The sequence below is a fragment of the Cryptocyanus atlanticus LEGE 06306 genome (assembly GCF_056633155.1).
Map to the genome: position 1 here is coordinate 104,795 of NZ_JBSJOZ010000003.1, position 25,354 is coordinate 130,148.

Annotated in this window: 29 protein-coding genes; 9 read left to right on the top strand and 20 right to left on the bottom strand. The window is 69.6% G+C overall.

Annotated elements, in window-relative coordinates:
* Positions 1-52: 52 nt before the first annotated feature.
* From ACWJI7_RS04775 to ACWJI7_RS04805, 7 genes are all read right to left on the bottom strand, one after another.
* Positions 53-841 (bottom strand): ABC transporter permease, encoded by a 789-nt coding sequence (locus ACWJI7_RS04775; protein WP_479935808.1) that lies wholly within the window; start codon positions 839-841, stop codon positions 53-55.
* Positions 841-1,653, bottom strand: a complete 813-nt coding sequence (locus ACWJI7_RS04780; protein ID WP_479935809.1) for an ABC transporter permease — start codon at positions 1,651-1,653, stop codon at positions 841-843. The genes ACWJI7_RS04775 and ACWJI7_RS04780 overlap by 1 nt, the downstream gene beginning before the upstream one ends.
* A complete protein-coding gene (locus ACWJI7_RS04785) occupies positions 1,650-2,678 on the bottom strand; it encodes an ABC transporter ATP-binding protein (protein WP_479935810.1) in 1,029 nt (342 codons plus the stop codon). Before ACWJI7_RS04785 ends, ACWJI7_RS04780 begins: the two co-directional genes overlap by 4 nt.
* A gap of 26 nt (positions 2,679-2,704) precedes the next feature.
* A complete protein-coding gene (locus ACWJI7_RS04790; RefSeq protein WP_479935811.1) occupies positions 2,705-3,673 on the bottom strand; it encodes a glutathione S-transferase family protein in 969 nt (322 codons plus the stop codon).
* Positions 3,674-3,767: 94 nt separating this feature from the next.
* A complete protein-coding gene (locus tag ACWJI7_RS04795) occupies positions 3,768-3,896 on the bottom strand; it encodes a hypothetical protein (protein ID WP_479935812.1) in 129 nt (42 codons plus the stop codon).
* On the bottom strand, positions 3,893-4,096 hold the full coding sequence (locus tag ACWJI7_RS04800; RefSeq protein ID WP_479935813.1) for a hypothetical protein: 204 nt from the start codon (positions 4,094-4,096) through the stop codon (positions 3,893-3,895). Before ACWJI7_RS04800 ends, ACWJI7_RS04795 begins: the two co-directional genes overlap by 4 nt.
* Before the next feature lie 91 nt (positions 4,097-4,187).
* Entirely contained in the window at positions 4,188-5,099 is a 912-nt protein-coding gene (locus tag ACWJI7_RS04805) for a cation diffusion facilitator family transporter (protein ID WP_479935814.1), read from the bottom strand.
* Positions 5,100-5,172: 73 nt separating this feature from the next.
* Between ACWJI7_RS04805 and ACWJI7_RS04810 the strand changes: the two genes are divergently transcribed.
* Entirely contained in the window at positions 5,173-6,351 is a 1,179-nt protein-coding gene (locus ACWJI7_RS04810; RefSeq protein ID WP_479935815.1) for a glycoside hydrolase family 10-like protein, read from the top strand.
* 21 nt (positions 6,352-6,372) lie between these two features.
* Here the strand turns inward: ACWJI7_RS04810 and ACWJI7_RS04815 are convergent, their stop codons facing one another.
* Positions 6,373-6,903, bottom strand: coding sequence for a tellurite resistance TerB family protein (locus tag ACWJI7_RS04815; protein WP_479935816.1), 531 nt, complete (start codon positions 6,901-6,903; stop codon positions 6,373-6,375).
* Positions 6,904-6,979: 76 nt separating this feature from the next.
* Positions 6,980-7,195, bottom strand: a complete 216-nt coding sequence (locus ACWJI7_RS04820; RefSeq protein WP_479935817.1) for a high light inducible protein — start codon at positions 7,193-7,195, stop codon at positions 6,980-6,982.
* Between the two features lie 108 nt (positions 7,196-7,303).
* On the opposite strand from ACWJI7_RS04820, the gene ACWJI7_RS04825 reads away from it, so the two are divergent.
* Both ACWJI7_RS04825 and ACWJI7_RS04830 read left to right on the top strand, forming a co-directional pair.
* On the top strand, positions 7,304-7,573 hold the full coding sequence (locus tag ACWJI7_RS04825) for a hypothetical protein (RefSeq protein WP_479935818.1): 270 nt from the start codon (positions 7,304-7,306) through the stop codon (positions 7,571-7,573).
* Positions 7,574-7,584: 11 nt separating this feature from the next.
* Positions 7,585-8,607, top strand: coding sequence for a metallophosphoesterase family protein (locus ACWJI7_RS04830; protein ID WP_479935819.1), 1,023 nt, complete (start codon positions 7,585-7,587; stop codon positions 8,605-8,607).
* Here the strand turns inward: ACWJI7_RS04830 and ACWJI7_RS04835 are convergent.
* From ACWJI7_RS04835 to ACWJI7_RS04845, 3 genes are read right to left on the bottom strand one after another with little or no spacing between them, the layout of a single operon-like run.
* Entirely contained in the window at positions 8,567-9,544 is a 978-nt protein-coding gene (locus ACWJI7_RS04835; protein WP_479935820.1) for an isopenicillin N synthase family dioxygenase, read from the bottom strand. The genes ACWJI7_RS04830 and ACWJI7_RS04835 overlap by 41 nt on opposite strands.
* 32 nt (positions 9,545-9,576) lie before the next feature.
* Positions 9,577-10,977: an NAD(P)/FAD-dependent oxidoreductase gene (locus ACWJI7_RS04840; RefSeq protein ID WP_479935821.1), complete on the bottom strand. Its 1,401-nt coding sequence runs from the start codon at positions 10,975-10,977 to the stop codon at positions 9,577-9,579.
* 36 nt (positions 10,978-11,013) lie between these two features.
* The gene (locus ACWJI7_RS04845; RefSeq protein ID WP_479935822.1) at positions 11,014-12,357 is read right to left on the bottom strand and encodes a class I SAM-dependent methyltransferase; all 1,344 of its coding nucleotides are present in this window, start codon (positions 12,355-12,357) and stop codon (positions 11,014-11,016) included.
* A 41-nt stretch (positions 12,358-12,398) separates the two neighbouring features.
* Between ACWJI7_RS04845 and ACWJI7_RS04850 the strand changes: the two genes are divergently transcribed.
* Complete coding sequence (locus ACWJI7_RS04850; protein ID WP_479935823.1) at positions 12,399-13,250, top strand: TPM domain-containing protein; 852 nt, start codon at positions 12,399-12,401, stop codon at positions 13,248-13,250.
* 10 nt (positions 13,251-13,260) lie between these two features.
* Here the strand turns inward: ACWJI7_RS04850 and ACWJI7_RS04855 are convergent, their stop codons facing one another.
* From ACWJI7_RS04855 to ACWJI7_RS04865, 3 genes are all read right to left on the bottom strand, one after another.
* A complete protein-coding gene (locus ACWJI7_RS04855; RefSeq protein WP_479935824.1) occupies positions 13,261-14,031 on the bottom strand; it encodes a glycoside hydrolase family 104 protein in 771 nt (256 codons plus the stop codon).
* A gap of 484 nt (positions 14,032-14,515) precedes the next feature.
* Positions 14,516-15,586 (bottom strand): hypothetical protein, encoded by a 1,071-nt coding sequence (locus ACWJI7_RS04860; protein ID WP_479935825.1) that lies wholly within the window; start codon positions 15,584-15,586, stop codon positions 14,516-14,518.
* Positions 15,580-16,446, bottom strand: coding sequence for a TIGR04168 family protein (locus ACWJI7_RS04865; protein WP_479935826.1), 867 nt, complete (start codon positions 16,444-16,446; stop codon positions 15,580-15,582). The genes ACWJI7_RS04860 and ACWJI7_RS04865 overlap by 7 nt, the downstream gene beginning before the upstream one ends.
* 55 nt (positions 16,447-16,501) lie before the next feature.
* Between ACWJI7_RS04865 and nadA the strand changes: the two genes are divergently transcribed.
* On the top strand, positions 16,502-17,488 hold the full coding sequence (nadA, locus tag ACWJI7_RS04870; protein WP_479935827.1) for a quinolinate synthase NadA: 987 nt from the start codon (positions 16,502-16,504) through the stop codon (positions 17,486-17,488).
* A 3-nt stretch (positions 17,489-17,491) separates the two neighbouring features.
* Here the strand turns inward: nadA and ACWJI7_RS04875 are convergent, their stop codons facing one another.
* The gene (locus ACWJI7_RS04875; protein ID WP_479935828.1) at positions 17,492-18,574 is read right to left on the bottom strand and encodes a class I fructose-bisphosphate aldolase; all 1,083 of its coding nucleotides are present in this window, start codon (positions 18,572-18,574) and stop codon (positions 17,492-17,494) included.
* Between the two features lie 116 nt (positions 18,575-18,690).
* Between ACWJI7_RS04875 and ACWJI7_RS04880 the strand changes: the two genes are divergently transcribed.
* The 4 genes from ACWJI7_RS04880 to ACWJI7_RS04895 all read left to right on the top strand — a co-directional run bounded on the left by ACWJI7_RS04880 (position 18,691) and on the right by ACWJI7_RS04895 (position 23,482).
* On the top strand, positions 18,691-19,740 hold the full coding sequence (locus ACWJI7_RS04880; protein WP_479935829.1) for a ligase-associated DNA damage response exonuclease: 1,050 nt from the start codon (positions 18,691-18,693) through the stop codon (positions 19,738-19,740).
* 618 nt (positions 19,741-20,358) lie between these two features.
* Positions 20,359-20,637 carry a hypothetical protein gene (locus tag ACWJI7_RS04885; protein ID WP_479935830.1) on the top strand — a complete coding sequence of 93 codons (279 nt, stop codon included), beginning with the start codon at positions 20,359-20,361 and terminating at the stop codon, positions 20,635-20,637.
* Between the two features lie 733 nt (positions 20,638-21,370).
* A complete protein-coding gene (locus tag ACWJI7_RS04890) occupies positions 21,371-23,122 on the top strand; it encodes an ATP-dependent DNA ligase (protein ID WP_479935831.1) in 1,752 nt (583 codons plus the stop codon).
* A 105-nt stretch (positions 23,123-23,227) separates the two neighbouring features.
* Positions 23,228-23,482 (top strand): FeoA family protein, encoded by a 255-nt coding sequence (locus ACWJI7_RS04895; protein ID WP_479935832.1) that lies wholly within the window; start codon positions 23,228-23,230, stop codon positions 23,480-23,482.
* A 306-nt stretch (positions 23,483-23,788) separates the two neighbouring features.
* On the opposite strand, the gene ACWJI7_RS04900 is transcribed toward ACWJI7_RS04895, so the two are convergent.
* From ACWJI7_RS04900 to ACWJI7_RS04915, 4 genes are all read right to left on the bottom strand, one after another.
* Complete coding sequence (locus tag ACWJI7_RS04900) at positions 23,789-24,022, bottom strand: hypothetical protein (protein ID WP_479935833.1); 234 nt, start codon at positions 24,020-24,022, stop codon at positions 23,789-23,791.
* A gap of 147 nt (positions 24,023-24,169) precedes the next feature.
* Entirely contained in the window at positions 24,170-24,409 is a 240-nt protein-coding gene (locus tag ACWJI7_RS04905; RefSeq protein WP_479935834.1) for a hypothetical protein, read from the bottom strand.
* Positions 24,352-24,879 (bottom strand): hypothetical protein, encoded by a 528-nt coding sequence (locus ACWJI7_RS04910; protein ID WP_479935835.1) that lies wholly within the window; start codon positions 24,877-24,879, stop codon positions 24,352-24,354. Before ACWJI7_RS04910 ends, ACWJI7_RS04905 begins: the two co-directional genes overlap by 58 nt.
* A complete protein-coding gene (locus tag ACWJI7_RS04915; protein WP_479935836.1) occupies positions 24,827-25,330 on the bottom strand; it encodes a FeoB small GTPase domain-containing protein in 504 nt (167 codons plus the stop codon). The genes ACWJI7_RS04910 and ACWJI7_RS04915 overlap by 53 nt, the downstream gene beginning before the upstream one ends.
* Positions 25,331-25,354: the final 24 nt, after the last annotated feature.

Below are 25,354 nucleotides of genomic sequence, written 5' to 3' on the forward strand. Positions count from 1 at the left end.
GGGATGGCGATGGAACGCTCCTGGAGGGACCTTATCGGGCGCGACCCTGGGTTCAACTGGAGGCGGAGGTGTAGAAGCGGAGGGCGAACCGCCAGAACCGGCGGCTCACCAGCAGGCAGAGCAGCGCCACCGCCAGGGAGGCCAGCTGCCAGCCGGGTGAGGCCCGGCCCAGTACCGCCTGGGCCGGCACGGTGGTGAGAAAGGCCACGGGCAGCACGAAGGTGAGCACCAGTCGCAGGCCGGCGGGATAGGCACTGACCGGGTAGCGGCCGGCCACCAGGGCGCTGCGCAGCACCTCGGTGGCATTCCAGACCTTGACGAACCAGATGCTGGTGGCCGCCAGCACGAACCAGAAGCTGTAGAGGATCAGGACGCTGGACAGGAGCAACAGGGCGACCGCCAGCAGGCCGGCGGGCCCTGGGCTGGCGCCGGCGCGGAACGCGGCCACGGCGATCAGGGCGAACCCGGCGACCACCCCCGGCAGCCCCCAGGGGGACACGGTGCGGGCCGAGAGCCAGAACTGGCTGTCGATCGGTTTGAGCAACACGAAATCGAGGCTGCCGCTCCGCACATGGGTCACGATCGTGCTCAGGTTCGGCTGGAGCAGGGTGCTGGTGACGCCATCGAGCAGGGTGTAGAAGCCGAGCACAACCAGGGCGGCCTCCCAGCTCCAGCCGCCCAGGCTGCGGCCGCCGGAGAAGAAGAGGGAGAGCACGAACAGGCTGCCGGCCAGATTGCCCAGGGCCGAGAGCGCCTCGATCCAGGCGTTGGCGGGATACTCCAGCTCGGCGGCCAGCGAAGCCCCCCAGAAACGCCGCAGGGTGATCCAGTAGCGGCGCATCAGGCCCCCATGGCCGAATAGCGGCGCAGGCCAAGGCGCCACAGCAGCAGCAGCGGCGGCACCAGCAGTAGCCCCCAGAGGGCCAGGGCGAGGAAGCCGCCGGCCACGTCAAGGGTAGCGCCGGCGGCCAGCTGGGCCGGGAACCAGACCATGTACGGGAAGGGGGTGTGCAGAGCGAAGGCGCGCACCCCCTCGGGGAAGGCCTCCAGGGGGGCCACCAGACCGGAGAGGAAGAGGTAGGGAATCAGCAGCAGGCGCTCGAGGGCGGCCGCCCGCTCGCTCCAGAAACAGACCATCGTGATCACGGCCTGGAGCAGGAATCGGACCAGGAAGGCCAGGTGAGTGGCGAGCACGGCGAGCAGCAGACCCGTGGCCGTGGCAGGGACGGGGGGAGCGGGCAGCAGCAGCAGCGCCGGCAGCACGAGCACCACCACGAACGGCAGGCGGGTGGTCTGCTCGGCCAGGTGGGCGGCCAGGTAACGCCAGAAGGGCTGCAACGGCTGCAGCAGGTAGGGGGAGAAGCGGCCCTGCAGGGTGTCCTCCTCGAAGGCGTGAATGAGCCAGACGATCGTGAACTGACGCACCACGAAGGCGGCGAGGAAATAGCGGCCGAGCTGGCCCGGACTGAGCCCGAGGGCGACGGCGGCCTCCGAGCCGCTCCAGACGCCGAGCATGATCAGCGGCAGCACCCCGGAGAGGGCCCAGAGCGCGATCTCGGCCCGGTACTCCAGCATCAGGGCGTACTGGCTGCTGAACAGCGCCGCCGCCACGCGCCGGGCGTGGAGCAGGGGAAGCCGGGGCCTGACTCTCATGGAGCGCAGAGTTCCGCCACGGGAGGATCCGGCCTGCGCGGACCGGGATGGTCCGCCTGGCGAAAGAGCTCGCCGATGATCTGCTCGATCGGCGGATCGTTCACCTGCAGATCGAGCACCGGCAACTCGGCCAGCATCCGTCCGACAGTGCCGGTGACCTGCGCGCGCGGCACCAGCAATCGCACCTGGTGCCCCTGGAGCGATTCGATCGTGCCGTAGGGCCTGAACGCCTCCCGCGGGAACACCTGGCGCAGCTCCAGCCGCACTTCGCGATAGGGGGCCAGCCGTTCCCCCAGCCCCTCGAGGCTGCCATCGTAGAAGAGGCTCCCCTGGTGGATCAGCAGCACCCGCGGGCAGAGGGCGGTGATGTCGCCCATGTAGTGACTGGTCAGGAGCACGGTGGCACCGGTGCGGCGGTTGTAGTCAGCCAGGAAGTCCCGCACCCGCACCTGGGCGTTCACGTCGAGACCGAGGGTGGGTTCATCAAGAAACAGCACCGAGGGCCGATGCAGCAGGGCCGCCAGCAGCTCGGCCTTCATGCGCTGCCCCAACGAGAGCTTGCGCACCGGCCTGGTGAGCTCCTCGCCCAGCTCCAGCATCTCGGCCAGTTCGGCGATGCGGCGCCGGGCCTCGCCATCGGCGAGGCCGTAGACGGCGGCGTTGACCCGCAGCGAATCCAGGGGGGGCAGATCCCAGATCAGCTGCTGCTTCTGACCCATCACCAGGGTGATGCGCCGCAGGAAGGCCGCCTGGCGCAGGGCGGGCTCATGGCCCGCCACCCGCACCTGTCCGCCACTGGGGTGGATCAGGCCGCTGAGCATCTTGAGGGTGGTGGTCTTTCCGGCGCCGTTCGGTCCCAGAAAACCCACCACCTCGCCGGGCTCGATCTGGAACGACACCTGGGACACCGCCGGCACCTCCCGGCTGCGGCGGGCGACGAAGTGGCGCAGGGTGCCCAACAACCCGGGCTGCTTGTCCGCCACCCGGAATGTCTTGGAGAGGGCCTCGGCGGAGATGATCGGCATGACCCCAGCGTGGCGGCCGCGGCCCCTCAGTGCGCGGCCGCCACGCTGAGCTCGAGCAGCGGCCCCAGCGGCACCACCCCGGACGGGTTGATCGTGCGATGGCTCTGGTAGTAGTGCCGCTTGATGTGATCCATGTCCACGGTGGCGGCGATGCCGGGCTGCCGGTACAGCCGCTTGAGGTAGGCCTGGAGATGGGGATAGTCGACCAGGCGGCGCAGATTGCACTTAAAGTGGCCGACGTAGACTGGATCGAAGCGCACGAGGGTGGTGAACAGGCGCCAGTCCGCCTCGGTGATGCGCTCACCAGTGAGAAAGGGCCGGCCGGCCAGACGCTGCTCGAGGGCATCGAGGCTGGCAAACAGGGGGGTGAGGGCCTCCTCGTAGGCCTCCTGGGTGGTGGCGAAGCCGCACTTGTAGACGCCGTTGTTGATGGTGTCGTAGATCCAGGTGTTGAGTTCGTCGATCTCGGCGCGCAGCTCCTCGGGGTAGTAGTCGCCGGGGGCGGCGCCAACCCCATCGAAGGCGGTGTTGAACATGCGCAGGATCTCCGATGATTCGTTGCTGACGATCGTGGAGCGCCGCTTGTCCCAGAGGATCGGCACCGTGACGCGGCCGGTGCAGCCGGGATCGGCGTGGGTGTAGAGCTGATGGAGCCAGCGGGCGTTGAGCACCGGATCGGGCACCACGCCGGGACCCGGATCGAAGCTCCAGCCGTGCTCCAGCATCAGCCAGTGCACCACCGACACTGAGATGGCCTCCTCCAGGCCCTTGAGGGAGCGCAGGATCAGGGTGCGATGGGCCCAGGGACAGGCCAGGGAGACATACAGGTGGTAGCGGCCGGGCTCGGCGGCGAACCCCCCCTCTCCACTGGGCCCGGGGGATCCATCGGGGGTGATCCAGTGGCGGAAGCGGGCGGAATCGCGCTGGAAGCGCCCTCCACTGGCACTCGTGTCGTACCAGGCGTCCTGCCAGGCGCCGTTCAGCAGGTAGCCCATGGAGAAGGGAAAGTGGAGGCAACCTTAGGAAGTCCAGCCCCGAGGAGCGCGGTGTTCGCCGAACAGCCCCATTGGACGGCGACCGGGGGCCGATTCAGGGGCGACCCGCCAGGAGGGCGCGCCACAGCGCTTCGAGCAGCAGGGCCGAACCCCCACTCCACAGCGCCAGGCGCCCCGCCTGGCAGAGCACCTGGGTGGTGAGCAGGGCGCGGATCGGGATCATGGGCGCGGGGCTCCGATCGGAGCGGGGCTGGCGGGGCTGAGATCGTCGAGGGCCACACTGAAGGAGGGGGAGCCGTGGCGGGAGAGGGGCCAGCGGCGGACCCAGCCGCTGCCGGTGTGGTCATCGATGCCGATCAGCTGGTAGGTGCCGGAGCGGTTGCCCGCGAGCTCCACGAAGGCGCCGGGTTGAAGGTGATCCATCGCCGGAAAGCAACGCCCTCTCAATGTATCGGTGTATGACACCAGCTTGACAGCCAGTCACATACCAGTAAGGAGTATCGGGAAACACCCATCAGGGGGGCTCGTCCCAGCGGAAGCCCTGGTCCTGCCAGGAGGTGATGTCCTCGATCGGCTCGAGGTGGGTGAACACGTGGCTGCGGGGCAGCAGGGTCACCACGTCCCGTTCCAGGCGTTCGCAGAAGTCATGGCCCACCTGCACCGTCCAGGCCCCGGGCACCAGGACGTGAACGGAGATGAAGCGGCGGGAGCCCGCCACCCGCGAGCGCAGGGCGTGGAAGGCGATCCCCTCCCCCGCATGGGAGGCGAACAGCGCTTCGAGCTGGTCGCGCTCGGAGGCCGGGATCGATCGATCGAGCAGACCGGAGGCGGTGTCGACCAGCAGTCGCCAGCCGGTGACGAGGATATTCACCCCCACGGCGATGGCGATGAGCGGATCGAGAACGAGCAGGCCGGTGAGCTTGACCAGGGCAATGCCCACCACCACGCCGATCGAGGTCCACACATCGGTGAGCAGGTGGTGGGCGTCAGTCCGCAGGGTGATCGAGTGAAAGCGGCGGGACGCCCGCAGCAGCAGCCAGGCGACCGCGGCGTTGATCCCAGTGGCGATCAGGGAGAGGGTGAGCCCGAGGCCGAGCCGCTCCAGGGGCTGGGGCTGGAGCAGCCGCGGCAGGGAGGCGTGCAGGATGCCCAGAGCGGCCACCAGGATCAGGGCGCTCTCCAGTCCGCTGGAGAAATATTCGGCCTTGAAGTGGCCGAAGGGATGGTCCTCGTCGGCGGGCTTAGCGGCCAGCGTCAGCGCCCAGAATGCCCCCAGGGCCGCCACCAGATTCACCCCCGACTCCAGCGCGTCGGAGAGCAGGCCCACCGAACCGGTGAGGCGCCAGGCGACCGCCTTGATCAGAATCGTGACCAGCGCAGCTCCCACCGAGAGGAGGGTGTAGGAGCGGGCAGTCGCGAAGGCCATGGTCAGGCTCTGGCGAGCGCAATCTAGGGGGACCAGTGAAACGGAACACCCTGGCTAGGGTCCCCGCAGCCGGATGGAGCAGCGCGTGCGCAGACGAACCCGGTTCCTGCTTCCCGTCGTGCTGCTGCTGGGCATCCTGTGGGCGCTCCTGTCCGCTCCAGCTCCTCAGGCGACGGCCCAGACGGGTCGTGCCGAGATCCGCGGCGTCTGGCTGACGGGCAACGACATGGCCACGGTGCGCGACCGCCCCAGGATGGAGGCCGCGGTGGCCAGGCTCAAGGACACCAACTTCAACACCCTCTACCCGGTGGTGTGGAACGGTGGGTATGCCTATTACCCCAGTGAAGTGACCCAGCGGCGCCAGATTCAGTCGTTTACATACCGGGGCCTGCAGCAGCAGGACATCCTTGAGGAACTGATCGCCGAAGCCCATGCCAACGGGATGCTGGTGCTTCCCTGGTTTGAATTCGGCTTCATGGCGCCCCCCTTCTCGGAGCTGGCGACACGCCATCCCGACTGGCTGACCCAGAAACTGGACGGCGGCAGGACCTCGGTCAGTGCCGCCGGCGAGGTGGTGTGGCTGAACCCGTTCCACCCGGAGGTGCAGGCCTTCATCACCGAACTGGTGATGGAGATCGTCAACGGCTACGACGGCGACGGCATCCAGTTCGATGACCACATGACCCTGCCGAGCACCTTCGGCTACGACCCCTACACGCGGGACCTCTATCGCAGGGAGATGAAGCGGGATCCACCGGCCAACCCCCAGGATCCGGGCTGGCTCAAGTGGCGGGCCGACCGGATCACCGCCTTCATGGACCAGTTACACCGCACGATCAGTGCGGCGAAGCCGAACACGATCGTCTCAGTCTCCCCCAACTACTACGACTTCGCCTACAAGTTCCAGCTTCAGGACTGGCTGACCTGGGTGCGGAGAGGTCTGGTCGATGAACTGCTGGTGCAGGTCTACCGACCGGATCTCGAGAGCTTCGAGGCCCAGCTCACACGGCCGGAACTGGCCGAGACCGGCGCCAAGATCCCCACCGCGATCGGGGTGATGACCGGCCAGCGAACCCGGCCGGTGCCGATGGCGATGATCGAAGCGCAGACCCGGGCCGCCCGGCAGCGGGGACTGGGAGTGGCCTACTTCTACTTCGAGAGCCTCTGGCAGAAGACCGCCGAACCGGCCGAGCTGCGGCAGGCGGGTTTCCGCGCCCTGTTTCCGACCCCGGCACCCCGTCCCAGGCCCTGAATCGGCAGGGCCGGCCAGCCCCTAGAGCCAGCGCATGGCCGGGGAAGCCAGCAGCTCCGGGGAGGGCCAGCCGCCGAGGTCACCGAAGACCGAACTGAGCACGACCCAGACCCCCCGACGCTCGTCCAGCTCCCGTTCGGCCGCCCATTCAGCGGCCTGCACCTGGTCGGCGCTGAGCCCCACACCCTCCACCAGGCGGCGGTAGGCCAGCTTCTCCTCCGCGCTGATCGGAGAGGCCGCGCCCTCCTCGTGGTCGATGCGGGCCATCAGGTAGGCGAGCTTCACCGCCAGGCGACGATCCTCGTCGCTGATCAGCCGGGGGATCACCGCGTCCAGTTCGGCCAGATCCAGGGCACCACGCCGGAACGGATCCGTCTCCGCCTGCAGGGAGGCCTGGCCATCGGCATCCTCCGGGCTGAGGTATTGCCGGACGATCCGCTGCAGGAGGTCGCTCTCCTCCTGCGAGAGCCGGCCGTCGGCCCAGGCCACGCAGCAGATGACACGAAGCAGGTCGCGCTGGCGGTCGCTGGCCGGATCGCGGGGGTCAGCCATGGGGCGGAGCGGAGGGGACGGGGAGGATTCTGAATCGAGCCGGACCAACAGCCCCCCGGGAGGAGGACCTCAGGGATCAGCCGACGGGCCAGAGGAGCCATAAGGCCAGCTGACCGGCCGGCCCCCGCCCGGTGATCACCTCTCCGGCGATGGCGGCCACGAAGCCCAGCATCGCCACACGACCGTTGAGGCGCTCCACACCGGCCAGGGCGGCGGTGTTCCAGGGCCGTGGCGTCGTGAGGCTCTGGCCGAAACGCTCGACGGGTTCGAAACGATGACGGGGCTGGGCCATGACCTCGGTGCAGGGGGCGCCTGGATGCCTCACACCCTGTCACAGCTGGGCGCTGGCCAATCTAGCCGGGTTCGATAGGGTCAGGCCCATCGATCCATCCCCAGACCCATGGCCCGCTCCCTGCTCCGGGGCTCCATCCCCGCTCTGGCCTCCCTGGGCCTCGCCATCCTGAGCCTGGCGGCACCCGTCCGGGCCCAGACCCAGGAGGAGGCCCGGCAGGCCGAAGCCAACCGGGCCCGCTGCACCAACGGGGTGGCGATCGGAGGCCTGATCGGAGGAGCCGTGGCCAGCGGTGGTGTGATCAACCGGCTGGGCGGGGCCGCCATCGGCGCCACCGCCGGCTGCGTGATCAACCGTGGCGTCAACGAAGGGCGCTGAGCCCGCCGCCCATGCCCCCGTCCCTCTCCCGCCGCCGCTTTCTCGCCCTCGGGGCCGCCGGCCTCGGGGCAGGGGCGCTGGGAGCCCGAGCGTTCGGGTCCACTCCGACGCTGCCCCCCCGGGGGGATCTGCGCCTGGCCCTGATCAGCGATCTGAACGCCAGCTACGGCTCCACCACCTACATCCCCGAAGTGGACCGGGCCGTCGCCCTGATCCCCACGGTCCACCCCGATCTGGTGCTCTGCGCCGGCGACATGGTGGCGGGCCAGAAGCTCAGCCTCAGCGACGCCCAGCTCAGCGCCATGTGGACGGCCTTCGATCGCCGCGTGCTCTCCCCCCTGCGGAAGCGGGGCCTGCCCTTCGCGCCCACGATGGGCAACCATGACGCCTCGGCCAGCCGCTCCGGCGGACGCTACGTGTTCGCGCGGGAGCGGCAGCAGGCATCGCGGTTCTGGCGCGCTCGCCGCGACGCCCTGGGCCTGTCCTTCGTGGACGCCAGCGGGTTTCCCTTTTTCTATTCCGTCCTGCAGGACGGCCTGTTCCTGCTGGTCTGGGACGCTTCATCCGCCACGGTGCCGGCGGAGCAGCTGCGCTGGGCCGAGCGCAGCCTGGCGTCCCCCGCCGCCCGCTCCGCCCGGAGGCGACTGGTGCTCGGCCACCTGCCCCTCCAGGCCGTGGCCCGGGGGCGCGACAGCGGCGGCAACGTGCTCGCCGGAGCCGGCCGCCTGCGCCAGCTGATGGAGCGCCACGACGTGGAGGCCTACATCAGCGGCCATCAGCACGCCTATTACCCCGCCCGGCTCGGAGAGCTGGACCTGTTCCAGCTCGGGGCCGCCGGCAGTGGTCCCCGCCCCCTGCTGCAGGGAGGGGCCGCCCCCTTCCAGACCCTCACCGTGCTCGATCTGGCCTGGAGCAGCGGCCGCACCACCGACACCACCCTCAATCTGCGCACCCTGCGCCCAGTCGACCGGCGACAGCTGCCGGCACGGATCGTCAACCGCCAGGGGGAGGCCCTGACCCGTCAAGCAGGTTGATGGCGTAGAGCACCTCCTCCAGCGCCTCACCGGCACGGATGCCCGCGTATCGCTGGGGGGTTGCGGCCGAGCAGCAGCTGGCCAGGGGCACCAGCACGGTGGAGGGTCGGGCGTGGCAGAACTGCACCACGCTGAGGCGGTCGTCGGAGTGGCCGGCGGGGGCCACCACCCGGTGAAGACCGGCCGGAATCAGGCCGTTGCTCAGCCGCTCCAGCATCAGGCCGCTGTTGAGGATCACCCGGCCTTCCGGCGGGCTGGCCTCGACCCACGCTCCCTCCACCTCCACCTGCAGCCCCGGCCCGGAGGCCCGGGGCAGGGCCGTGATCAGGTTGATGTCGCCATGGGGGGCCGCCCACAGGTGGCCCACGGCCGGAGCCGTCGCCATCGGCGGATAGCGGATGGCCCGGCTGAGGGTGGGAGCCTCCCGCACCATCGCCTCGAAGAAGCTCTCGGCGGCGCCGAGACCCAGCGCGATCACCCGCAGGAAACGGCGCTGCAGATCCTCGATGGCGCGGTGAAAACGCTCGAGCACCCCCGTGATGCCCGGGACCACGGCCTCCGGCAGCAGCGGCTCCGGATAGAGCAAGGGATGGCGGCGGCGCAGCGGGTGGCCCACCGGAATCGGCGACGACCAGTTCAGCATCTCCTTCCAGTCGGCCAGGGGGCTGCCGGCGGCGGTTTCCACCAGCGGGCCGGTGTAGCCCGTCTGCCCGCAGGAGCCGGGGGCGGAGAAGGCCTGCTTGCGGGCCGGATCGAGGGCGAAGAAGGCGGAGAGCATGCCGTAGGCCGTGTCGAGCAGATCCACCGGCAGGTCGCTGCTGGTGTAAACGAAGCCGGTGGCCAGGCTGCGGCGCACCCCATCGACCACGGCCCGGCGCCGGGCGCCATCGCCCCGCTCGAAGGCGAGCAGATCGACATCAAGAATGCCCTGGACCATGGCGGGAACCCTACGGGGGCCGGTGGGGCCGCTCAGGCGACCGGATCGGTGAGGGGAAGGGTGGCCGGCGCGGGGGCCCTGGCCAGACCCACGTCAACACCGATGTGCTGGTTGGGTCGGCCGGTGATCAGCAGGGCCGAGCGCTGGCGGGTGGCGATCTGCCAGAGCCAGCGGGTGAGCAGGGTGAGGCGGTTCTCGGTGGCGGGGATGAAGGCCAGATGGGCCAGTCCCCAGACCAGCCAGCCGGTCAGCCCGGAGACCCGCAGCCCCCGCAGGTCGGCCACGGCGTAGAGCGGCCCGATCACCGCCATGCTGCCCAGGTCGAGCCAGCGGAACGGGTCGCTGCGGCGGCCCTGGATGCGGTTGACGATGTCCCGCGCGACCCAGGCCCCCATCTGCACCGCCGGACCGGCCATGCCCGGCAGCGGCGCACCGCTGGCGGTGTGGGGGTAACAACAGAGATCCCCCACCACCCGGAGCTCCGGATGACCCGGCACCGTGAAATCGGGTTCCACCTGAACCCGGCCACCCCGGTCCAGATCGCAGCCGCAGCGCTCGGCCAGCAGCCGCCCCAGCCGGGAGGCCCGCACCCCCGCCGTCCAGCAGATGGTGGCAGCCTCCAGGCAGGCGCCAGAGGTGTCGCCCCCCCGGAGGCGCACCCGACCCGGAGCGATCGAATCCACCATGGTGTTCAGCAGCACCTCGACCCCGTTGCGGCCCAGGTAATCCGCCGCCGCCACCGAGAGGCTCGGATGCATGGCCGGCAGAACCCGATCGACCGCATCCACCAGCACCACCCGGCACCGCTCGAGCTCCAGTTGCTTGAAATCGCGGCGCACGGCCGCGTGCATCAGTTCGATCAGGGAACCGGCCAGCTCACAGCCGGCCGGTCCCGCCCCAACCACCACCACCGTCTGCAGGAACCGGCGGCGAAGGGGATCGGTGGTCTGCTCGGCCTCCTCCAGGGCCGTCAACAGCCGCCGGCGGATCTCCTGGGCGTGTTCGATGATCTTCATCGGGGGCGCCAGGGGCCGCCATTCCTCATGGCCGAAGTAGGCGCTGCCGGAGCCGCTGGCCAGTACCAGCTGGTCGTAGCCGAAACGCTGATCATTGAACACCAGCACCCGGCTCTGCGGATCCAGATCCGTGACCTCCCCGAGCAGCACCTGCACGTTGGGGGCCTGCCCCACCAGTTGGCGCAGCGGCGAGGCCACATCAGCCGCCGAGACCAGCCCCGAGGCCACCTGATACAGGAGCGGCTGGAACAGATTGAAATTGCGCTTGTCGATCAGGGTGACCCGCACCGGCTGGCGGGCCAGGGCCTGGCAGATCCGCACCCCGGCGAACCCGCCTCCCACCACCACCACGTGGGGGAGATCACCGCCAAGGCCGGCCGGGGGAGGCAGTTCGAGAAAGAAGCGCTCCGGTGCCATCGTTACGGCCAGCCAACCGCCGGGACCCAGGTCGTCCTAGGGCAGAGGTGGGGGGCTGACTGTGCCGGTTACGCCCATTGGCTCGACTGGGGCCGCAGCGGCCATGGCGTCCGATGATCCCGGGGCGGATGGGCCGGTGGGGGCGACAGCGCCGGTGGGCCCGGCGGGGTCCCGCAGGAACAGGGACCGGGTCGCTGCGTCGGGGGAGGAGACGGGGGAGCCGGAAGCGGCCGCGCCGACCCGGGCGAAGGCCAGCCAGCGGAAATCGCCGAGGGCGGCGGGGTCCACCAGCCGCAGCAGGGCCTCCCGGCGCGCCAGCAGGCTGGCCAGATCGGCCGGGACCGCCCCTTGCTGCAGGCCATGCAGCCGCTCCGCCAGCCCCAGGGCCAGCAGGGCCTCCCCCTGGCGGCGCTCGCCCAGGGGCGTCCAGCCCGCCGCTGCGGCCGCCGTCCGCAGGCTGTCGATGCACAGGTGAGCGGTGAGGTCCCAGTGTCCGGGCTCCAGCAGGGGATCGGCACTGGCCCGCTGGCCCCGATAGGCCATCAGGGTTCCACTGTGGCGCTGCGGGGCGTAATACCGCCAGGCCTCCAGGGCGTAGTCGATCACCAGCAGGCGGCCGGCCTCGAGCGCGGCGGCGCAGGCCGCCAGCCAGGGGGAGACCCCCGGATGGAGCTCCGTGCACCAGCCGGCCGGGCGCCGGGGCCCGGGGGTCGCCAGTCCGAGGGGCTCGAGGGTCTGCGCCAGCTCAGGCTCCAGGCGCTCACCGGGCTCCAGGGACAGGCCGCCAGCGGCACCGGCCAGGGTCACCATCTGGCGTCGCCAGTGATCCCCAGCGGAGACGATCCGCTCCACCGCCAGGGCATCGAGCACCTCATGGGCCAGGACCACAGCGCGCAGCGGGGCCGAGGCCAGCTGCCGGAAGGAGCACCAGCGCACCGGCAGGGGGGAGCCGGCCAGCCGGCGGCGCTGGCGCCGGGCCATGCCGGCGTTGGGCTCCACCAGCACCAGGTCCGTGCGGGCCGCCAGGGCGGGCCAGCCGGTGGCGAGGGCGGCGGCGAGCTGGGCCGCCAGATCCCCCTCGCCGGGGCCGGTCTCCACCAGCGCCAGCGGTCGGCGTCCCTCGGCGGAACGATCCGGTCCGCCATCCTGATCCAGCTGCTGCAGCCACTGGGCGATCTGGGGGGCCAGCAGCTCGGCGAACCCATCCCCGAGCGAAGGGGCCGTGGCGAAGTCCCCGTGGGGACCGAGACGCAGGCGCCCACTGCCGTAGGCACCGTGGTCCGGGTCATGCAGCGCCCACTCCATGTACGTGCGGAAGGGCACCTGCCCCCCGGCGTGGCGGAGGCGCTGCTGCAGCCAGTCGGATGGGGACACGACCATCGGGACATTCGGAGAGAATGGATTGTCCCTGAAGCAGCCGCATGGGCCTCGCCGCCAGATCGCACCCGTCCGCTGCCCTCCCCGGCCTGATCGGCCTGATCGGCCTGCTGGCCGCCCTGCTGCTGCTGCTGACTCCCCTGGGCGGAGCAAGCGGCGGGGGAGTGGCCATGGCGGCCGACAACCCCGAGCTGCTGCCCGACCATCCCACCCCGGTGATCGATCTGGCCCGGGCCCTCACCGACGGACAGCGCGTCAGCCTGGAGACGCACCTGGAGGCCTTCGAGGCGAGCAGCGGCTGGAAGCTGCGCGTGCTCACCCAGTACGAGCGAACCCCCGGGCTGGCGGTGAAGGAGTTCTGGGGGCTCGATGAGCGGAGCCTGCTGCTGGTGGCCGATCCCCGTGGCGGCAACCTGCTCAACTTCAACGTCGGCGATGCCCTCTTCGCCCTGATGCCCCGCACCTTCTGGGTGGAGTTGCAGACCCGCTTCGGCAACCAGTTCTACGTCCGCGACCACGGCGAGGACGGCGCGATCGTCGATGCCCTCAGCGCCGTGGAGACCTGCCTGGAACGGGGGGGCTGCCAGGTGGTGCCGGGCCTGCCCCGGGAACAGTGGCTTCTCACCCTGTGCACCTCGGTGCTCGGAGGGGTGATCGTGGGGGTGGCCGCCTTTCCGCGCAAGGCGGAGGACCGGGTAGCCTGGAGCTGGGTTCTGCTGCTCTCCCCCCTCTGGGTGATGCTGTTTGTGGTGTTCGGTCTCGGACCGGTGTTCACCCGCACCTCCGATCCACTGCCCGTGTTGCGCAACGTGCTCGGTTTTCTGGGTTCCGCCGTGGGGGCCTACCTGGTGGCCCAGAAAACGATGGGGAATCCTGCGGGCAGCGAACCGGGCTGATCGCAGCAGGTCACTCGTCCTGGCCGATCCCCTCGAGGGCGCAGGCGAGGCTCCCCGACGTGCAGGCCTGGATCACGGGCGGTTCCGCCCGGGCCAGTTCGGTGCGAACACCCTGGAGGGCCCTCAGGGTGGTGAGATTGGCGTCATAGAACGCGCGCAGTTCCGTGAAGCGCTTGACCGGCTGGCCATAGAAGCTACGGCCGGAGAGGGTGGGGAACGAGGCCCATTCGGGGGCCAGCTTGGCGGCCAGCTTGGGGGTCATCAGCCCGCCATCGACCAGGGGCAGGGCCCCGCGCCGCTGGATCAGGAAGATGGCGGCCTGGTCCTGCACCAGGGGTCCGAACCCCTGAAGTCCCAGGGCCCGGCTGGCCATCGACCAAGTGAACGGCATGAACTGGTAAGCCCCGGCGGCGGCGCTGGCGTATCGGGCGGTGCGCACGACACGGTCGGGATGCCGGTCGAGGCTGGGCATCAAACCGCCGCCAAACATGATCCAGTAGCCGCGGTCCTCGCCATTGGCCCAGGTGCCCTCCGCAAAACGGATGGTGTTGAGCATGGCCCGACGCTCAGGCGTGATCGCGAACTGGCGTGCCCCCCTCGGAAGATCCTCGGGCATCGCGATGGCCAGGGAGTGCGGCTGGGTCCGACCCTGGTCTGGGCTGTGGGAGGAGGCGCCGGGCAACCGGATCTGCTCCCAGCTCATGGCATGGGCTGGAGCCGTCAGGCCGATGGCCAGGGCGGGCAGACACAGGCGACGGGTGAGGGAAGCGAGGGTGGACAAGCGGGGAGTGGGGTAAGGGACAGGAACCATGGGGAAAGCCCATGGAGAGACAGCCGTAGATCGATCGCCTGGGGGGCGAGAGCCATGAATCAACTGCCGCCAACGTTGAAACAATCCGAAGATCAGGAAAACAAGATCAACCAGGCTGCATCAACGAAGCAGAATCAAGTGGGCAAAAACTGGAGGCTGATCTGAACTGAACGGTCACAAAGAAACGTGGGTAAGAATCTTGCCGCGTTCGGATGGGCGTTAATGTGTCAAATCATGTTGGGGCCTGGGTCGTATTAGTGCCAGTCGAACAAGTGTCCACACGTTATCCTGAGCACCTGTTGAGTTCACATCACTGTTCTGCACTGGGATTTCTGATCTGAAATCAATCAGCCTCAGGATGATCAGATCTGCTGATTGAAATCGGTCCTTTCGTAGCCGTGGACACCAGATCGCCTGCGCCGCAGTGCTCCCGGCCGTTTCAAAGGTGTTGACTTCAACCCCTCGAAGCGGATCTGGCGATCAGCCATTCCGCCGCCCGATCCGCCCCGTCGTTCGCCAGGGGCTCAGCCGCCGGTGGGTGGAGCGGCTTGTCGAGATCCCAGTCTCCGCTGCGGGCCTGGACTTCGCTGAGCAGCCGGTGGGCGCCGTGGCGGCGCAGGCCCTGCTCCAGCGCCGGCGCCTCGGCGAAGCCGCGGCGGTGCACCACGTGGAGACCCACGCCGCCGGAGAGAGCTTCGCAGAAACTGCTGTAGCCGGGCTTGGTGATCTGGCGCTCCACCAGGGACATCAGCTCCAGGGGGCGCACCCCCGACGGCAGCAACCGCACGTTCTTCGCCGCAGCGGCGCCAGGCTCGGTGCCAATGAAGACATGGTCCGGCCAGCGCCGGAACGGTTCGGGGCCCAGCCGCAGGCCCAGTCCGCCGAAGCTCACCAGCACGCAGCGGCTTCGCTCCGCCGGCAACGCCAGCTGCCGGCGGAGCTGGTCGGGATCAAGGCGGGCCGGGGCCACCGTGAGCCCCACCTCAGTCGATTCGAGGCCCCAGTCCATCGGCAGGGCGAATGGGCAACGGATCAGGCCGCTTCCGAGGGCATAGAGCGCTCGGCAGCGTTCCGCCCAGCCAGCGAAGGCCCCTCCCATCGGGGCATAGATCGTGTCCCAGCCGAAGTTGCCGATCCAGACCAGGGGCACCTCCAGCCGGGCGGCGAGCCGGGCGGCCGCCGGGGGCACATCGCCGAGCAGCAACTTGAGCCCCGGCTGGGCCCGCAGCCAGGCGGCCTCCGCCTCGATCTGGGCCGGAAGGCGGGCCTCGAGCCGGTCCAGGGCCTCCAGGGTGCCGGCCAGGTCGACGCCGAGGGCGTCGGCCTGCACCACCCCCACATCCCAGGTGCAGGGACGGTGCTCGAAGGGCACCGTCCCGAAGGCGCCGGTCAGGAAGGCGGTCGGCAGGGAGGTGGAGAGCACGAGGCGCCAGTGGGGTCGGCGGGCAGCCAGGGCCAGCAGGATCGCGGCCGACCGGGAGCCATGGCCATAGCCGTGGCCGCTGACGCAGGCGTAGATCAGCACGGCACGGCCAGGCTCGCCGCCAGCGACGAGCGTTCGAACAGCATCTGCTCGTAGAGAAGCCGACCATCGGGGTGGTACCAGCGGTGGCTGGCCAGGCGGAGTTCCCCCTGCTCCAGCTCGGCCCAGGCCAGGTGCCGCAGCGGCCGCCCCAGGGCATCCGTACCGTGGCGGGGCACGCAGGCGGCATTGAGGTAGGCGGTGCCGCGGCGGTCGATCAGGAAGCTGCGCCGCTCCCCCCGGCCCCGGCGCAGGGCGTGGTGCATGTGCCCGAACACCACCAGGGGGAGCGGGCGATGGGGGCGGATCGACTCGATGGCCTGGGCCAGATCCTGGTCACCCCAGTCGCAGGCGGGGGGTTTCCAATCACGGCCGCAGGGATCGTGGGCCTCACTGCCCAGGCCGCTCGGACCGCAGTGGGCCAGCATCACTAGGGGCAGAGCCGGGTCGGCGGCCAGGGCCGCCGCCACGATGCGCCGCACCGATTCAGCCGGCTCGACCGGCCCCCAGAGGGCCTGTACCGGCCTGGAGAGATGATAGCCGCCGCCAGCGCTGCCTGGGCGGCCTCCCACCACCGCCAAACCGGGGGGATCGAGGTTGCGCAGGGCCCAGCCGCAGTGCCGCTCCCCGAGCAGATCGATCTGGCGCTGCAGGCGTCGGCCACTGGGGTCCTTGCCCGTGTCGTGGTTGCCGAGGATGCAGGCGAGGGGATGGTCGAGGCTGGCCAGGCTGGCGGCGATCCGTTCCTGACCGTCGCTGAGATCCCCCACCACCAGCACCACATCAGGGGCCAGCCGGCGCAGCAGCCCCACATCCAGCGAATCCCATTGCCCGTGCAGATCTCCGGCAATGGCGATACGCATGTCGACCGTGCCAGATCCCTAGGGTGGTTCCATCCTGACCCAGATGAGGTATCGGTTGGTTTTCGCGGCCACTGACACCCGCCGATCGTCCCCCTCCGCCGCAGGCTCCGCTCCCGCCCCCGCGGACCTGCCGGGCGCCATCGAAGCCCTGCGGCGCCAGCGCAATGCCGTGATCCTGGCGCACTACTACCAGAGCCCCGAGATCCAGGACGTGGCCGATTTCATCGGCGATTCGCTCGAACTCTCCCGCCGGGCCGCCAGCACCGGCGCCGACGTGATCGTCTTCTGTGGCGTCCACTTCATGGCGGAGACCGCCAAGATCCTCAGCCCGGACAAAACCGTGCTGCTGCCGGATCTCGACGCGGGCTGCTCCCTCGCCGACGCCTGCCCCGCCGACGCCTTCGCCACCTTCCGCGCCAGACACCCCGACCATCTGGTGGTGAGCTACATCAACTGCTCGGCGGCGGTGAAGGCCCAGAGCGATCTGATCTGCACCAGCAGCAACGCCGTGCGCCTCGTGCAGCAACTGCCGGCCGATCGGCCGATCCTGTTCGCGCCGGATCAGAACCTGGGCCGCTGGGTGGCCCGCCAGAGCGGTCGTGCGCTCACGCTCTGGCCGGGCAGTTGCATCGTGCACGAAACCTTCAGCGAGGAGGGCCTGCTGCGGCTGAAGCTGGAGCAACCGGAGGCGGAGGTGATCGCCCACCCGGAGTGCCTGCCCACCTTGCTGGATCTGGCCGACTTCATTGGCTCCACCAGCAAGCTCCTGGAACGGGCGGCCGCCAGCGATGCCACCCGGTTCATCGTGCTCACCGAGCCCGGCATCCTGCACCAGATGCGCAAGCAACTGCCCCACAAGCAATTCTTCGAGGTGCCGGGTCAGGACGGCTGCAGCTGCAACGCCTGCCCCTACATGCGGCTGAACACACTGGAGAAGCTCTGGCGGTGCCTGGAGCGCCTGGAGCCCGCCATCGAACTCGACGAAACCACCCGACGGAAGGCCCTGGCTCCGATCCAGCGGATGCTCGCGCTGAGCGCCTGAGGCTCAGTAGCTGTAGTTGGCCACGAACAGCGAGGCCTCGTCGTCGGAGGGCTGGGAGCCGGCCACGTAACAGCCCCGGGCCGCCTCGCCATTGGCGGTGGCCCGGGCCAGCAGGGCGGCCTGGCCGGCGGCCACGTCCTGGCCTTTCCAGTGCTGGAGGCAGGAATGCTGCAGGGCGCGGCCAAAGGAGAAGCCCAGATGCCAGGGGGCGCCCGGCACCTGGTTGATGGCGTTGAGGTAGACACTCGCCTCTTCCTCCCCCAGCCCGCCCGAAAGGAAGAGGATGGCCGGCACGGCCGACGGCACGCTGCGCCGCAGGGTTCGCACCGTGAACTCGGCCACCTGCCCTGGGCTGGGCCGCTCCTGGCAGGCGGCGCCGGGCAGGGTCATCGAGGGCTTGAGCAGGCTGCCCTCCAGAAACACTCCGTTCAGGCCGAGAGCCTCGTAGACCGTGCGCAGCACCCACTCCTGCACCGTGGCGGTGGTGAGGATGTCGTGGTCGCCGTCCATCAGGATCTCGGGCTCCACGATCGGCACCAGACCCTCCTCCTGAACGGTGCGGGCGTAGCGGGCCAGGCCCCAGGCGTTCTCACGCACGCAGAGCTCCGAGGGGCAGCCCTCGCCGGAGATGCGCAGCACGGCCCGCCACTTGGCGAAACGGGCACCGCGTCGGTAGTAGCGGGCCGCCCGCTCCCGCAGCCCCTTGAGCCCGGTGCACCAGCTCTCCTCCGGCAGGCCCCCAGCCAGGGGCTCCACCCCCTGATCCACCTTGATCCCCACCACCATCCCCTGCTCCCGGAAGCGATCAAGGATCGATCCCGCCGGCTGGCCGTCGGGGGCGGTGGCGTCCTGAAAGAGGGTTTCCTCGAAGAGGATCACCCCGGAGACGGACGCACCCAGAGCCGGCGCGGTGGCCAGCAGGGTGCGGTAGGCGCGGCGGTGCTCCTCGCTGTTCTCCAGCCTGATCGCCGCGAAGCGCTTACCGATCGTGGCGGTGGATTCATCGGCCGCCAGCAACCCCGAACCCGGGCGGGCCAGGGCGGCGGCGGTGGCCTCCAGCTCCTCGCGATGGATGTCGAGCGGCATGGGCCGGGTGCGTGGGATCCCCATGGCTAGGGGAAGCGCCTGCCGGCGTCAACGCGCGGAGCCCGCCAGGATGCGCCCCTCCACACTCCGGCCGGGCCCCGTCCACCGGCCCCGCCATGGTGCTTCCGGCCGGCGGCCTGATTGAGCTCACCCCCCAGGGGTTTTACTGCCCGGCGGCCGGCGCCTGGATCGATCCCTGGCGGCCGGTGCCGCGGGCGCTGATCACCCATGCCCACGCCGACCATGCGCGCCCGGGCAGCGGGGCCTACTGGGCGGTGGGCAGCGGCGCGGCCGTGCTGCGTCAGCGGCTGGGGAACGGTCTCCCACTCACGCCGGTGAGCTACGGCGCGGAGTTCCGCATCGGTGAGGCGGTGGTGTCGTTCCACTCGGCCGGGCATGTGCTGGGCTCGGCCCAGATCCGGATCACGGCTGGCGGTGAAACCTGGCTGATCAGCGGGGATTACAAGCGCGCTGCCGACCCCAGCTGCGCCCCGTTCGAACCGGTGGGTGCCGATGTGTTGATCACCGAGGCCACCTTCGCCCTGCCGATCTACCGCTGGCGGCCGGGCCGCGAGGTGGCCACCGCCATCCTGCAGTGGTGGCGCAGCGCGCCGGAGCGGCCATCGCTGCTGTTCGCCTATGCCTTCGGCAAGGCGCAGCGGCTGCTGGCGGAACTGGCGGCGCTGGGGGTGGAGGAGGAGGTGCTGCTGCACGGGGCGGTGCAGAGCCTGATGCCCGCCTACCGGGAGCAGGGGGTCAGCCTGGTGCCCACCAGGCCGATGAGCGAGCTCCCCCGGGGCGCCCCACTGGCGGGACGCCTGCTGATCGCCCCCCCGTCCGCCCACCGCTCGGTGTGGATGAAGCGCTTCCAGAATCCCCAGACCGCCTTCGTCAGCGGCTGGATGGCGGTGCGCGGCGCCCGGCGGAGGCGCGGCTACGAGCGCGGCTTCACCCTCAGCGATCACGCCGACTGGGACGGCCTGCTGACCACCGTGAAGCAGTCCGGCGCCCGCCAGGTGTACGTGACCCACGGCAACAGCAACGGCCTGGCCCGCTATCTGCGGGAAGTGGAGGGGATCGCCGCCGAGCCCCTCGAGGGGCGGTTCCAGGCGGAATTGGGCCAGGACGAAGCAGAAGCGGAGCTGACGCGCCCAGACCCGGCCTGATCGTGGGCTGGTCTCCCCGCCGAGACCCGTGGGCCGGCTCTACGGGCGGGCCTGGGTTCCTGGCAGGCGCGGGGCCTGCGGGGCCGATGCTCGGAACCGTCCCAGGACGAGTCGGGAGGATCGCCCCCGAACTCCTGGAGGCCTGGTTCCGCAGGGGCACTCAGGATCCTCCGCTGCGAGGGGGTGCCCAGGATGGCCGGGACGATGACGCTGGAGGAGTTCGACTGCCAGACAAAGGCCGCCGGGATTCTCTCCAGACGTTTGTGGTCCCGGGTCCATCGCGATCGAGACATCCGGCGCGGCGACTGCTCGCGCAACACATCCGCCTGCCGATCCCCCGGGGTCATCCGGATGGAGCGGGCGGGAACGTTCGGCGATGGGGTGAGCGTCATCCACGGGCGTTCGGCGATCCGGGAACCCACGACGCTGACAGCGGAGACCAGCCCCGCGTCCAGGCCCGGCCGGGGACAGCTGGTCGATGCCGGGGAGCACGGGATGCCTGGGCGACTTCCCAACGACGACCACCCGAATGGGCCGGATCCGAACCCCGCTCGCTCGGGGGGCTTGATCCGTCCTCCCAGGGCCGTCCCCGTTCAACCAACGGCGACGTCCCAGTGCGTGGCTTCCCATGGAGGAGCGAAGGCCCTCGTTGAGGAGATCATTCCGGATGAATTGATCAGAATGAAACATGTTGCCATGGTGAATCCTCAGCCTATGGAGCGCCCCATCACCGATGACATGAGGCGAAGTGGATCGGCTCAGAAGAACGCGATGACTTCAAAAAGACAAGCGCTACCGAACAATTCTGGAAAAGTCACCATGACCACGGATGAAGTCTTTAAAGAAAGGATGCAGGCGTGGTCGAACGCACTCGAGCAAATCAAAGCGATTTGGTAGGCCTGATCCTGGCGGTGAGCGGAGGCCACCAACCAGCGCGTCGTGGCACCATCCGCGGGCGGACAACGCTTGCCCGGCCTGGCCGGGCCAGGTAGCTCCACCATGTCCGGGCGCCAGACCCCTCCTCCAGATCAGGGAGCCGGGCAACGGACGGGTCTCGATGAGGGACCGGATCCACCCCACTGAAACGGAACTCCCTGGGCCCAGACAACGGCAAGGCCGGACCTCCGGGTCGGGGAGCCGGGGGAGTCGGGGGGGATCACTCGCGACCGGTTCCTCGTCGGAACTGGGGCAGGTCACCGCAACACCCGGCAGGGGACGGTTTGCCTTCCCATCCTCCTCTCCAGTTCCCCGTTCCCGATGAGGTTCCACGTCCAGCTGGAGCGGCTGCAAACCACCGCCACCGCCCTGGCCGCCCGGTACCGATCCCTGGCCAGCTGTCCGGACGACAGCCTCGGCCGGGCGGTCCTGGCCTTCGTCGATGCCCATGGCTGCAGGGTGCCCGGCAAACGGGGCGGCCACGGCACAAGCGCCGCGGAGGAATGGGGCGTGCTGGGTTTCCAGGCCGGCTTCGGCCGCAATGATCCGTTCTTCACGATCCTGCTCGCCCTGGCCCAGGTCCAGCTCGGCATCGGCAGCACAGTGACCCGTGATCTGAACAACGACCGGGATCCCTGGGACGATTTCAGCCGGCCCCTGAAGCCAGGTCCTGGTCCCTGCCCCGATCACCGCCATGCAGGCCTTCGCCACCCTTCTCCAGCAACTCGATGCCAGTGGTGGCACCAACGCCAGGGTGCGGGCACTGGCGGAGTACTTCACGGCGGCCCCGGCCGAGGATGGGGCCTGGGCCCTGGCCCTGCTGCTCGGCAAGCGGCGCCGGCGTCTGCTCACCGGCCGGCGGCTCCGCCAGATCTGCCAGGAGCGCAGTGGCCTGCCGGAGTGGCTCTTCGATGCCTGCCACGCCCAGGTGGGGGATTCGGCCGAAACGGTCGCACTGCTGCTACCCGAGTTGAAGCTGCCGGCCGCCGACCCCCTGGACCTGCCGTTGGCCACCTGGATGGGCGAGCGGCTGCCGGCCCTGGCCCGGTTGGAGGAGGGTGCCCAGGCGGAGGCGGTGCTGGCGCTCTGGGCCGCCTTGCCCGAAGGCCAGGTGTTCCTGGTCAACAAACTGCTCACCGGTGGCTTCCGGGTGGGCGTGTCCACCGGTCTGGTGATCCGGGCCCTGGCGCTGACTGGCGGCCTGGAGGAGGCGGAGCTGGCCCACCGGCTCATGGGGGGGTTCGACCCCTCGGTGGCCGCCTTCCGCGCCCTGCTCGAGCCGGCGCCCGCCGGTGCGATACCCCTCAGCCGGCCCTATCCCTTCTTCCTGGCCTCTCCGCTGGAGACCGGACGGCTGGCGGGCACGGAGACCTCGGCCTGGCAGGTGGAGTGGAAGTGGGACGGCATCCGCGGCCAGTTGATCCACCGCGGCGGCGAGGCCTTTCTCTGGAGCCGTGGTGAAGAGCTGATCAATGCCGCCTTTCCGGAGCTGATCACCCTGGCCCGGCTGCTGCCCGAGGGCACGGCCCTTGATGGGGAGGTGGTCGTCTGGCCGGCCGGGGGCAAGCGGCCCGAGCCCTTCGCCGCCCTGCAACGGCGCCTCGGCCGCCAGAAGCCCAGCGCCGCCCTGCGGCGGACCAGCCCGGCGGCCTTCGTGGCCTACGACCTGCTGGAGCTGGGGGGCGATGACCAGCGCCCCCAGCCCCTGGGCCGGCGTCGGGCCGCCCTGGAGGATCTGCAGCAGCGGCACTCCGCGGCGGCGCCCCCTCCCTGTGCCGGGCTCCTGCGCCTCTCGACCGCCCTCCCCCTGCCGGACTGGGAGGCCCTGGAGCCGCTGCGGCAGCGAGCCCGCCACGCCGGCGCCGAGGGGCTGATGCTCAAAGCCCTGGCCTCGCCCTACCTGGCCGGCCGTCGGCGGGGCCACTGGTGGAAGCACAAGCTGGAGCCCTTCCATCTCGATGCCGTGCTGGTCTACGCCCAGGCGGGCAGCGGCCGCCGCGCCAACCTCTTCACCGACTACACCTTCGCGCTCTGGAGCCGGCCGCCGGGCACTGCCGACCAGGTCGGCGAGGGATCCGCGGAAGCGGACGAGCCCCGGCTGATGACGTTCGCCAAGGCCTATTCCGGCCTCGATGGTGCTGAGATCAGCGAACTCGACCGCTGGATCCGCCGCCACACCACCGAACGCTTCGGGCCGGTGCGGGCCGTGGAGCCGCTGCAGGTGTTCGAGCTGGCTTTCGAAGGCCTGCAGGAGTCCAGGCGCCACAGGAGCGGCCTGGCGGTGCGCTTCCCCCGCATCTCCCGCTGGCGCCGCGACAAACCGGCGACGGAAGCCGACTCTCTCGAGAGCGCCCGGGCCCTGATGCCGGGCGTCGCGGATGAGGAAGGCGGCCGGTGGGACGAGCCGGGCCAACCGGAACGGCCGCGCCACGGCCAGACCGTCTAACTGGAGCAGGCCCGGACCACACCTGAGCGGCGAATCCCGAAGCGACGGACCGTCCACCCCCGTTGATCGCGCAGGTCCGGCCCTGCGGTCGGGGGCTTGGCTCGTATGCGTGTTCAACGCATCGCGATGCCACTCGGCTCGGTGCAACAAGGGCAGCTGGTTCGCATCCATTCACTGCCCTTGCAACCGGCCTTACAGCGGCGTCTTCAGGCGATGGGGATCCAAACCGGTGCGCCCCTTGAGGTCCTGCGGCGGGGACAACCTGGCGGGATTCTGCATGTGGCCAGCGGCCTGGTGGAGTTCATGATCCGGCATGAACAGGCCAGCCAGAGTGAGGTCACCCCTGTGGCTTCACTCTGAAGCGATCGGCCATCCGTGAGCTGTCAAGGCACAGTCAGAACGCGGTCGTTCGGGTGTGAGAGAACGGTCAGACCGGCGATCAATCGACCACCTTGATCGATGATCAGCGCCGCCATCCACGCCAGAAGCAGGGACCACTCCAGCGACTGCAGAACGAAGGGGCGGCATCTGGATTCCTGCAGCTGGCCGCCTGGATGCCCAGGCACGGCGTGTACAGCAACACGAAGGTCATGAAACTCAACGCCTGCAAGGCTGGGATAACGGACGCCAGTCCATCCCCCAGACCTGATTCGCTCGACGTGTCAATCACGGCCATGGCCCCCAGAGAATCTCCTTGGCGATGAAGCCGAAGAACAGCGACACCGTGAGCTGGGGACCCATCCCGATCGGCCCCAGCACCGGCTGGAAGAAGCGACCGATGTCTCCATCCCAGGTCTGACCCGATGCCGCGGCGGCCCCGACGGGCAGGTTGGTGCGCAGCCCGATTCCCGTCGCCCCCACCAGGATGAACATCGGGGTTGTGACCAGAACATTCAGCATGTACGTCCAGCCGAGGCGGACGACCGTGAGCAGGCCTGGGGGCGCGGAAAGACGGAAGTTTCAACAGCAACGCCTCCTGGCCTGGATAGAGGTACTTGAAGATCAGGCCGGTGATCACGGCGGCCTGAACACTCATCAGATCGAACCTCAATAGCACCAGCCCAGGGGGCCACCACGGCCTGGGGAAGAACACGGCAGCCATGAAGAGATACACGCTGAAGCGTACCTGCACAGGGTAAACGGAATACACAGCATGGCCAGCAGCCGCGTACCGCGATCCCGGATCACACGGGTTCCCAGGAAGGAGAGAACGTTGCAGCCAAAGCCCATCACCTGCAGCACAAACGCTCGGCCATCGAGCCCCAGCCAGCGCATGAAGCCATCCATGAGAATGGCCACCCACGGGAGATATCCGGAATCCTCGATGATCGCCAGCACGACATAAGACAGAAGATCAGCGGCGCGGAGGTGGCCACCGTGCCGCCCCCCAGCCAGAGGCCATCCACCACCAGGCCCTTCAGGACGGGGGGCGCCTGGATCTGGTACAGCCCTGGCTCGAGCAGGTGGGCCTGAACCCAATCGAGGCCACTCCCGAGGCGATCCTGCGGCGGAGTCGTCACCAGGTAGAGCAGCTGAAACACGGTCAGAACGAGGCCCAGAAACAGCAGCAGGCCCGCCACCGGATGCAGCAGGATCCTGTCCACCGCCCGGGTGCGTCGGTTGTGCAGCCGATGCAGCTGATCGAGGGGCTGGTGGATCCCATGGTTGCGCTTGGCGCTCACGGCCACCACCGGGATCCCCAGCTCAGCCGCCATGGTCGCATGGTCGATCTCGATGCCGAAGTGATCGGGCTTCATCGCTCATGTTGAGGACGGCAACCATGGGAAGACCCAGGGTCTGCAGCGGCAGCAGCAACCGGATCTGGCTGCTGATCTGGCTGGCATTGAGCACCACCAGAAGCAGATCGGGGCTGCCGTTCCGCATCACTCGCTGCACCACGGCCTCATCGTCACTGCTGCCAGTGAGGTCGTGAATCCCGGGCAGATCAACCACCGTGTCGGCCTGACCAAGACGATCAGGGGGCATCGCGCCCCGCAGCAGCTCCACCGTGAGACCGGGCCAGTTGGCGATCTGGGCATGGCCGCCCGTCAGCCGCTTGTCGAACGTGGATTTCCCCGTGTTGGGCATTCCGAGCAGCGCCATGGTGAAGTTCTCCCGGGCGGCGGCGTCCGCCGATCTCGGACCGTGATGGCAGGACCGCCTGCTCCAGCAGCGCTCACGCGGGCCGGCGGGACGGCTGGAAGTCACACGCTCGGAGGACACCATCGGGCT

Excerpts from the sequence above, each read along its gene's own strand:
- ACWJI7_RS04835 (WP_479935820.1), bottom strand. The coding sequence starts at position 9,544 with ATGGTCCAGGGCATTCTTGATGTCGATCTGCTCGCCTTCGAGCGGGGC.
- ACWJI7_RS04780 (WP_479935809.1), bottom strand. The coding sequence starts at position 1,653 with ATGAGAGTCAGGCCCCGGCTTCCCCTGCTCCACGCCCGGCGCGTGGCG.
- ACWJI7_RS04910 (WP_479935835.1), bottom strand. The coding sequence starts at position 24,879 with ATGAAGCCCGATCACTTCGGCATCGAGATCGACCATGCGACCATGGCG.
- ACWJI7_RS04880 (WP_479935829.1), top strand. The coding sequence starts at position 18,691 with ATGGTGCTTCCGGCCGGCGGCCTGATTGAGCTCACCCCCCAGGGGTTT.
- ACWJI7_RS04865 (WP_479935826.1), bottom strand. The coding sequence starts at position 16,446 with ATGCGTATCGCCATTGCCGGAGATCTGCACGGGCAATGGGATTCGCTG.
- ACWJI7_RS04845 (WP_479935822.1), bottom strand. The coding sequence starts at position 12,357 with ATGGTCGTGTCCCCATCCGACTGGCTGCAGCAGCGCCTCCGCCACGCC.
- ACWJI7_RS04785 (WP_479935810.1), bottom strand. The coding sequence starts at position 2,678 with ATGCCGATCATCTCCGCCGAGGCCCTCTCCAAGACATTCCGGGTGGCG.
- ACWJI7_RS04825 (WP_479935818.1), top strand. The coding sequence starts at position 7,304 with ATGGCCCGCTCCCTGCTCCGGGGCTCCATCCCCGCTCTGGCCTCCCTG.
- ACWJI7_RS04820 (WP_479935817.1), bottom strand. The coding sequence starts at position 7,195 with ATGGCCCAGCCCCGTCATCGTTTCGAACCCGTCGAGCGTTTCGGCCAG.
- ACWJI7_RS04890 (WP_479935831.1), top strand. The coding sequence starts at position 21,371 with ATGCAGGCCTTCGCCACCCTTCTCCAGCAACTCGATGCCAGTGGTGGC.
- ACWJI7_RS04850 (WP_479935823.1), top strand. The coding sequence starts at position 12,399 with ATGGGCCTCGCCGCCAGATCGCACCCGTCCGCTGCCCTCCCCGGCCTG.
- ACWJI7_RS04840 (WP_479935821.1), bottom strand. The coding sequence starts at position 10,977 with ATGGCACCGGAGCGCTTCTTTCTCGAACTGCCTCCCCCGGCCGGCCTT.
- ACWJI7_RS04775 (WP_479935808.1), bottom strand. The coding sequence starts at position 841 with ATGCGCCGCTACTGGATCACCCTGCGGCGTTTCTGGGGGGCTTCGCTG.
- ACWJI7_RS04790 (WP_479935811.1), bottom strand. The coding sequence starts at position 3,673 with ATGGGCTACCTGCTGAACGGCGCCTGGCAGGACGCCTGGTACGACACG.
- ACWJI7_RS04900 (WP_479935833.1), bottom strand. The coding sequence starts at position 24,022 with ATGCTGAATGTTCTGGTCACAACCCCGATGTTCATCCTGGTGGGGGCG.
- ACWJI7_RS04905 (WP_479935834.1), bottom strand. The coding sequence starts at position 24,409 with ATGGATGGCTTCATGCGCTGGCTGGGGCTCGATGGCCGAGCGTTTGTG.
- ACWJI7_RS04815 (WP_479935816.1), bottom strand. The coding sequence starts at position 6,903 with ATGGCTGACCCCCGCGATCCGGCCAGCGACCGCCAGCGCGACCTGCTT.
- ACWJI7_RS04795 (WP_479935812.1), bottom strand. The coding sequence starts at position 3,896 with ATGATCCCGATCCGCGCCCTGCTCACCACCCAGGTGCTCTGCCAGGCG.
- ACWJI7_RS04800 (WP_479935813.1), bottom strand. The coding sequence starts at position 4,096 with ATGGATCACCTTCAACCCGGCGCCTTCGTGGAGCTCGCGGGCAACCGC.
- ACWJI7_RS04875 (WP_479935828.1), bottom strand. The coding sequence starts at position 18,574 with ATGCCGCTCGACATCCATCGCGAGGAGCTGGAGGCCACCGCCGCCGCC.
- ACWJI7_RS04830 (WP_479935819.1), top strand. The coding sequence starts at position 7,585 with ATGCCCCCGTCCCTCTCCCGCCGCCGCTTTCTCGCCCTCGGGGCCGCC.
- ACWJI7_RS04810 (WP_479935815.1), top strand. The coding sequence starts at position 5,173 with ATGGAGCAGCGCGTGCGCAGACGAACCCGGTTCCTGCTTCCCGTCGTG.
- ACWJI7_RS04895 (WP_479935832.1), top strand. The coding sequence starts at position 23,228 with ATGCGTGTTCAACGCATCGCGATGCCACTCGGCTCGGTGCAACAAGGG.
- ACWJI7_RS04805 (WP_479935814.1), bottom strand. The coding sequence starts at position 5,099 with ATGGCCTTCGCGACTGCCCGCTCCTACACCCTCCTCTCGGTGGGAGCT.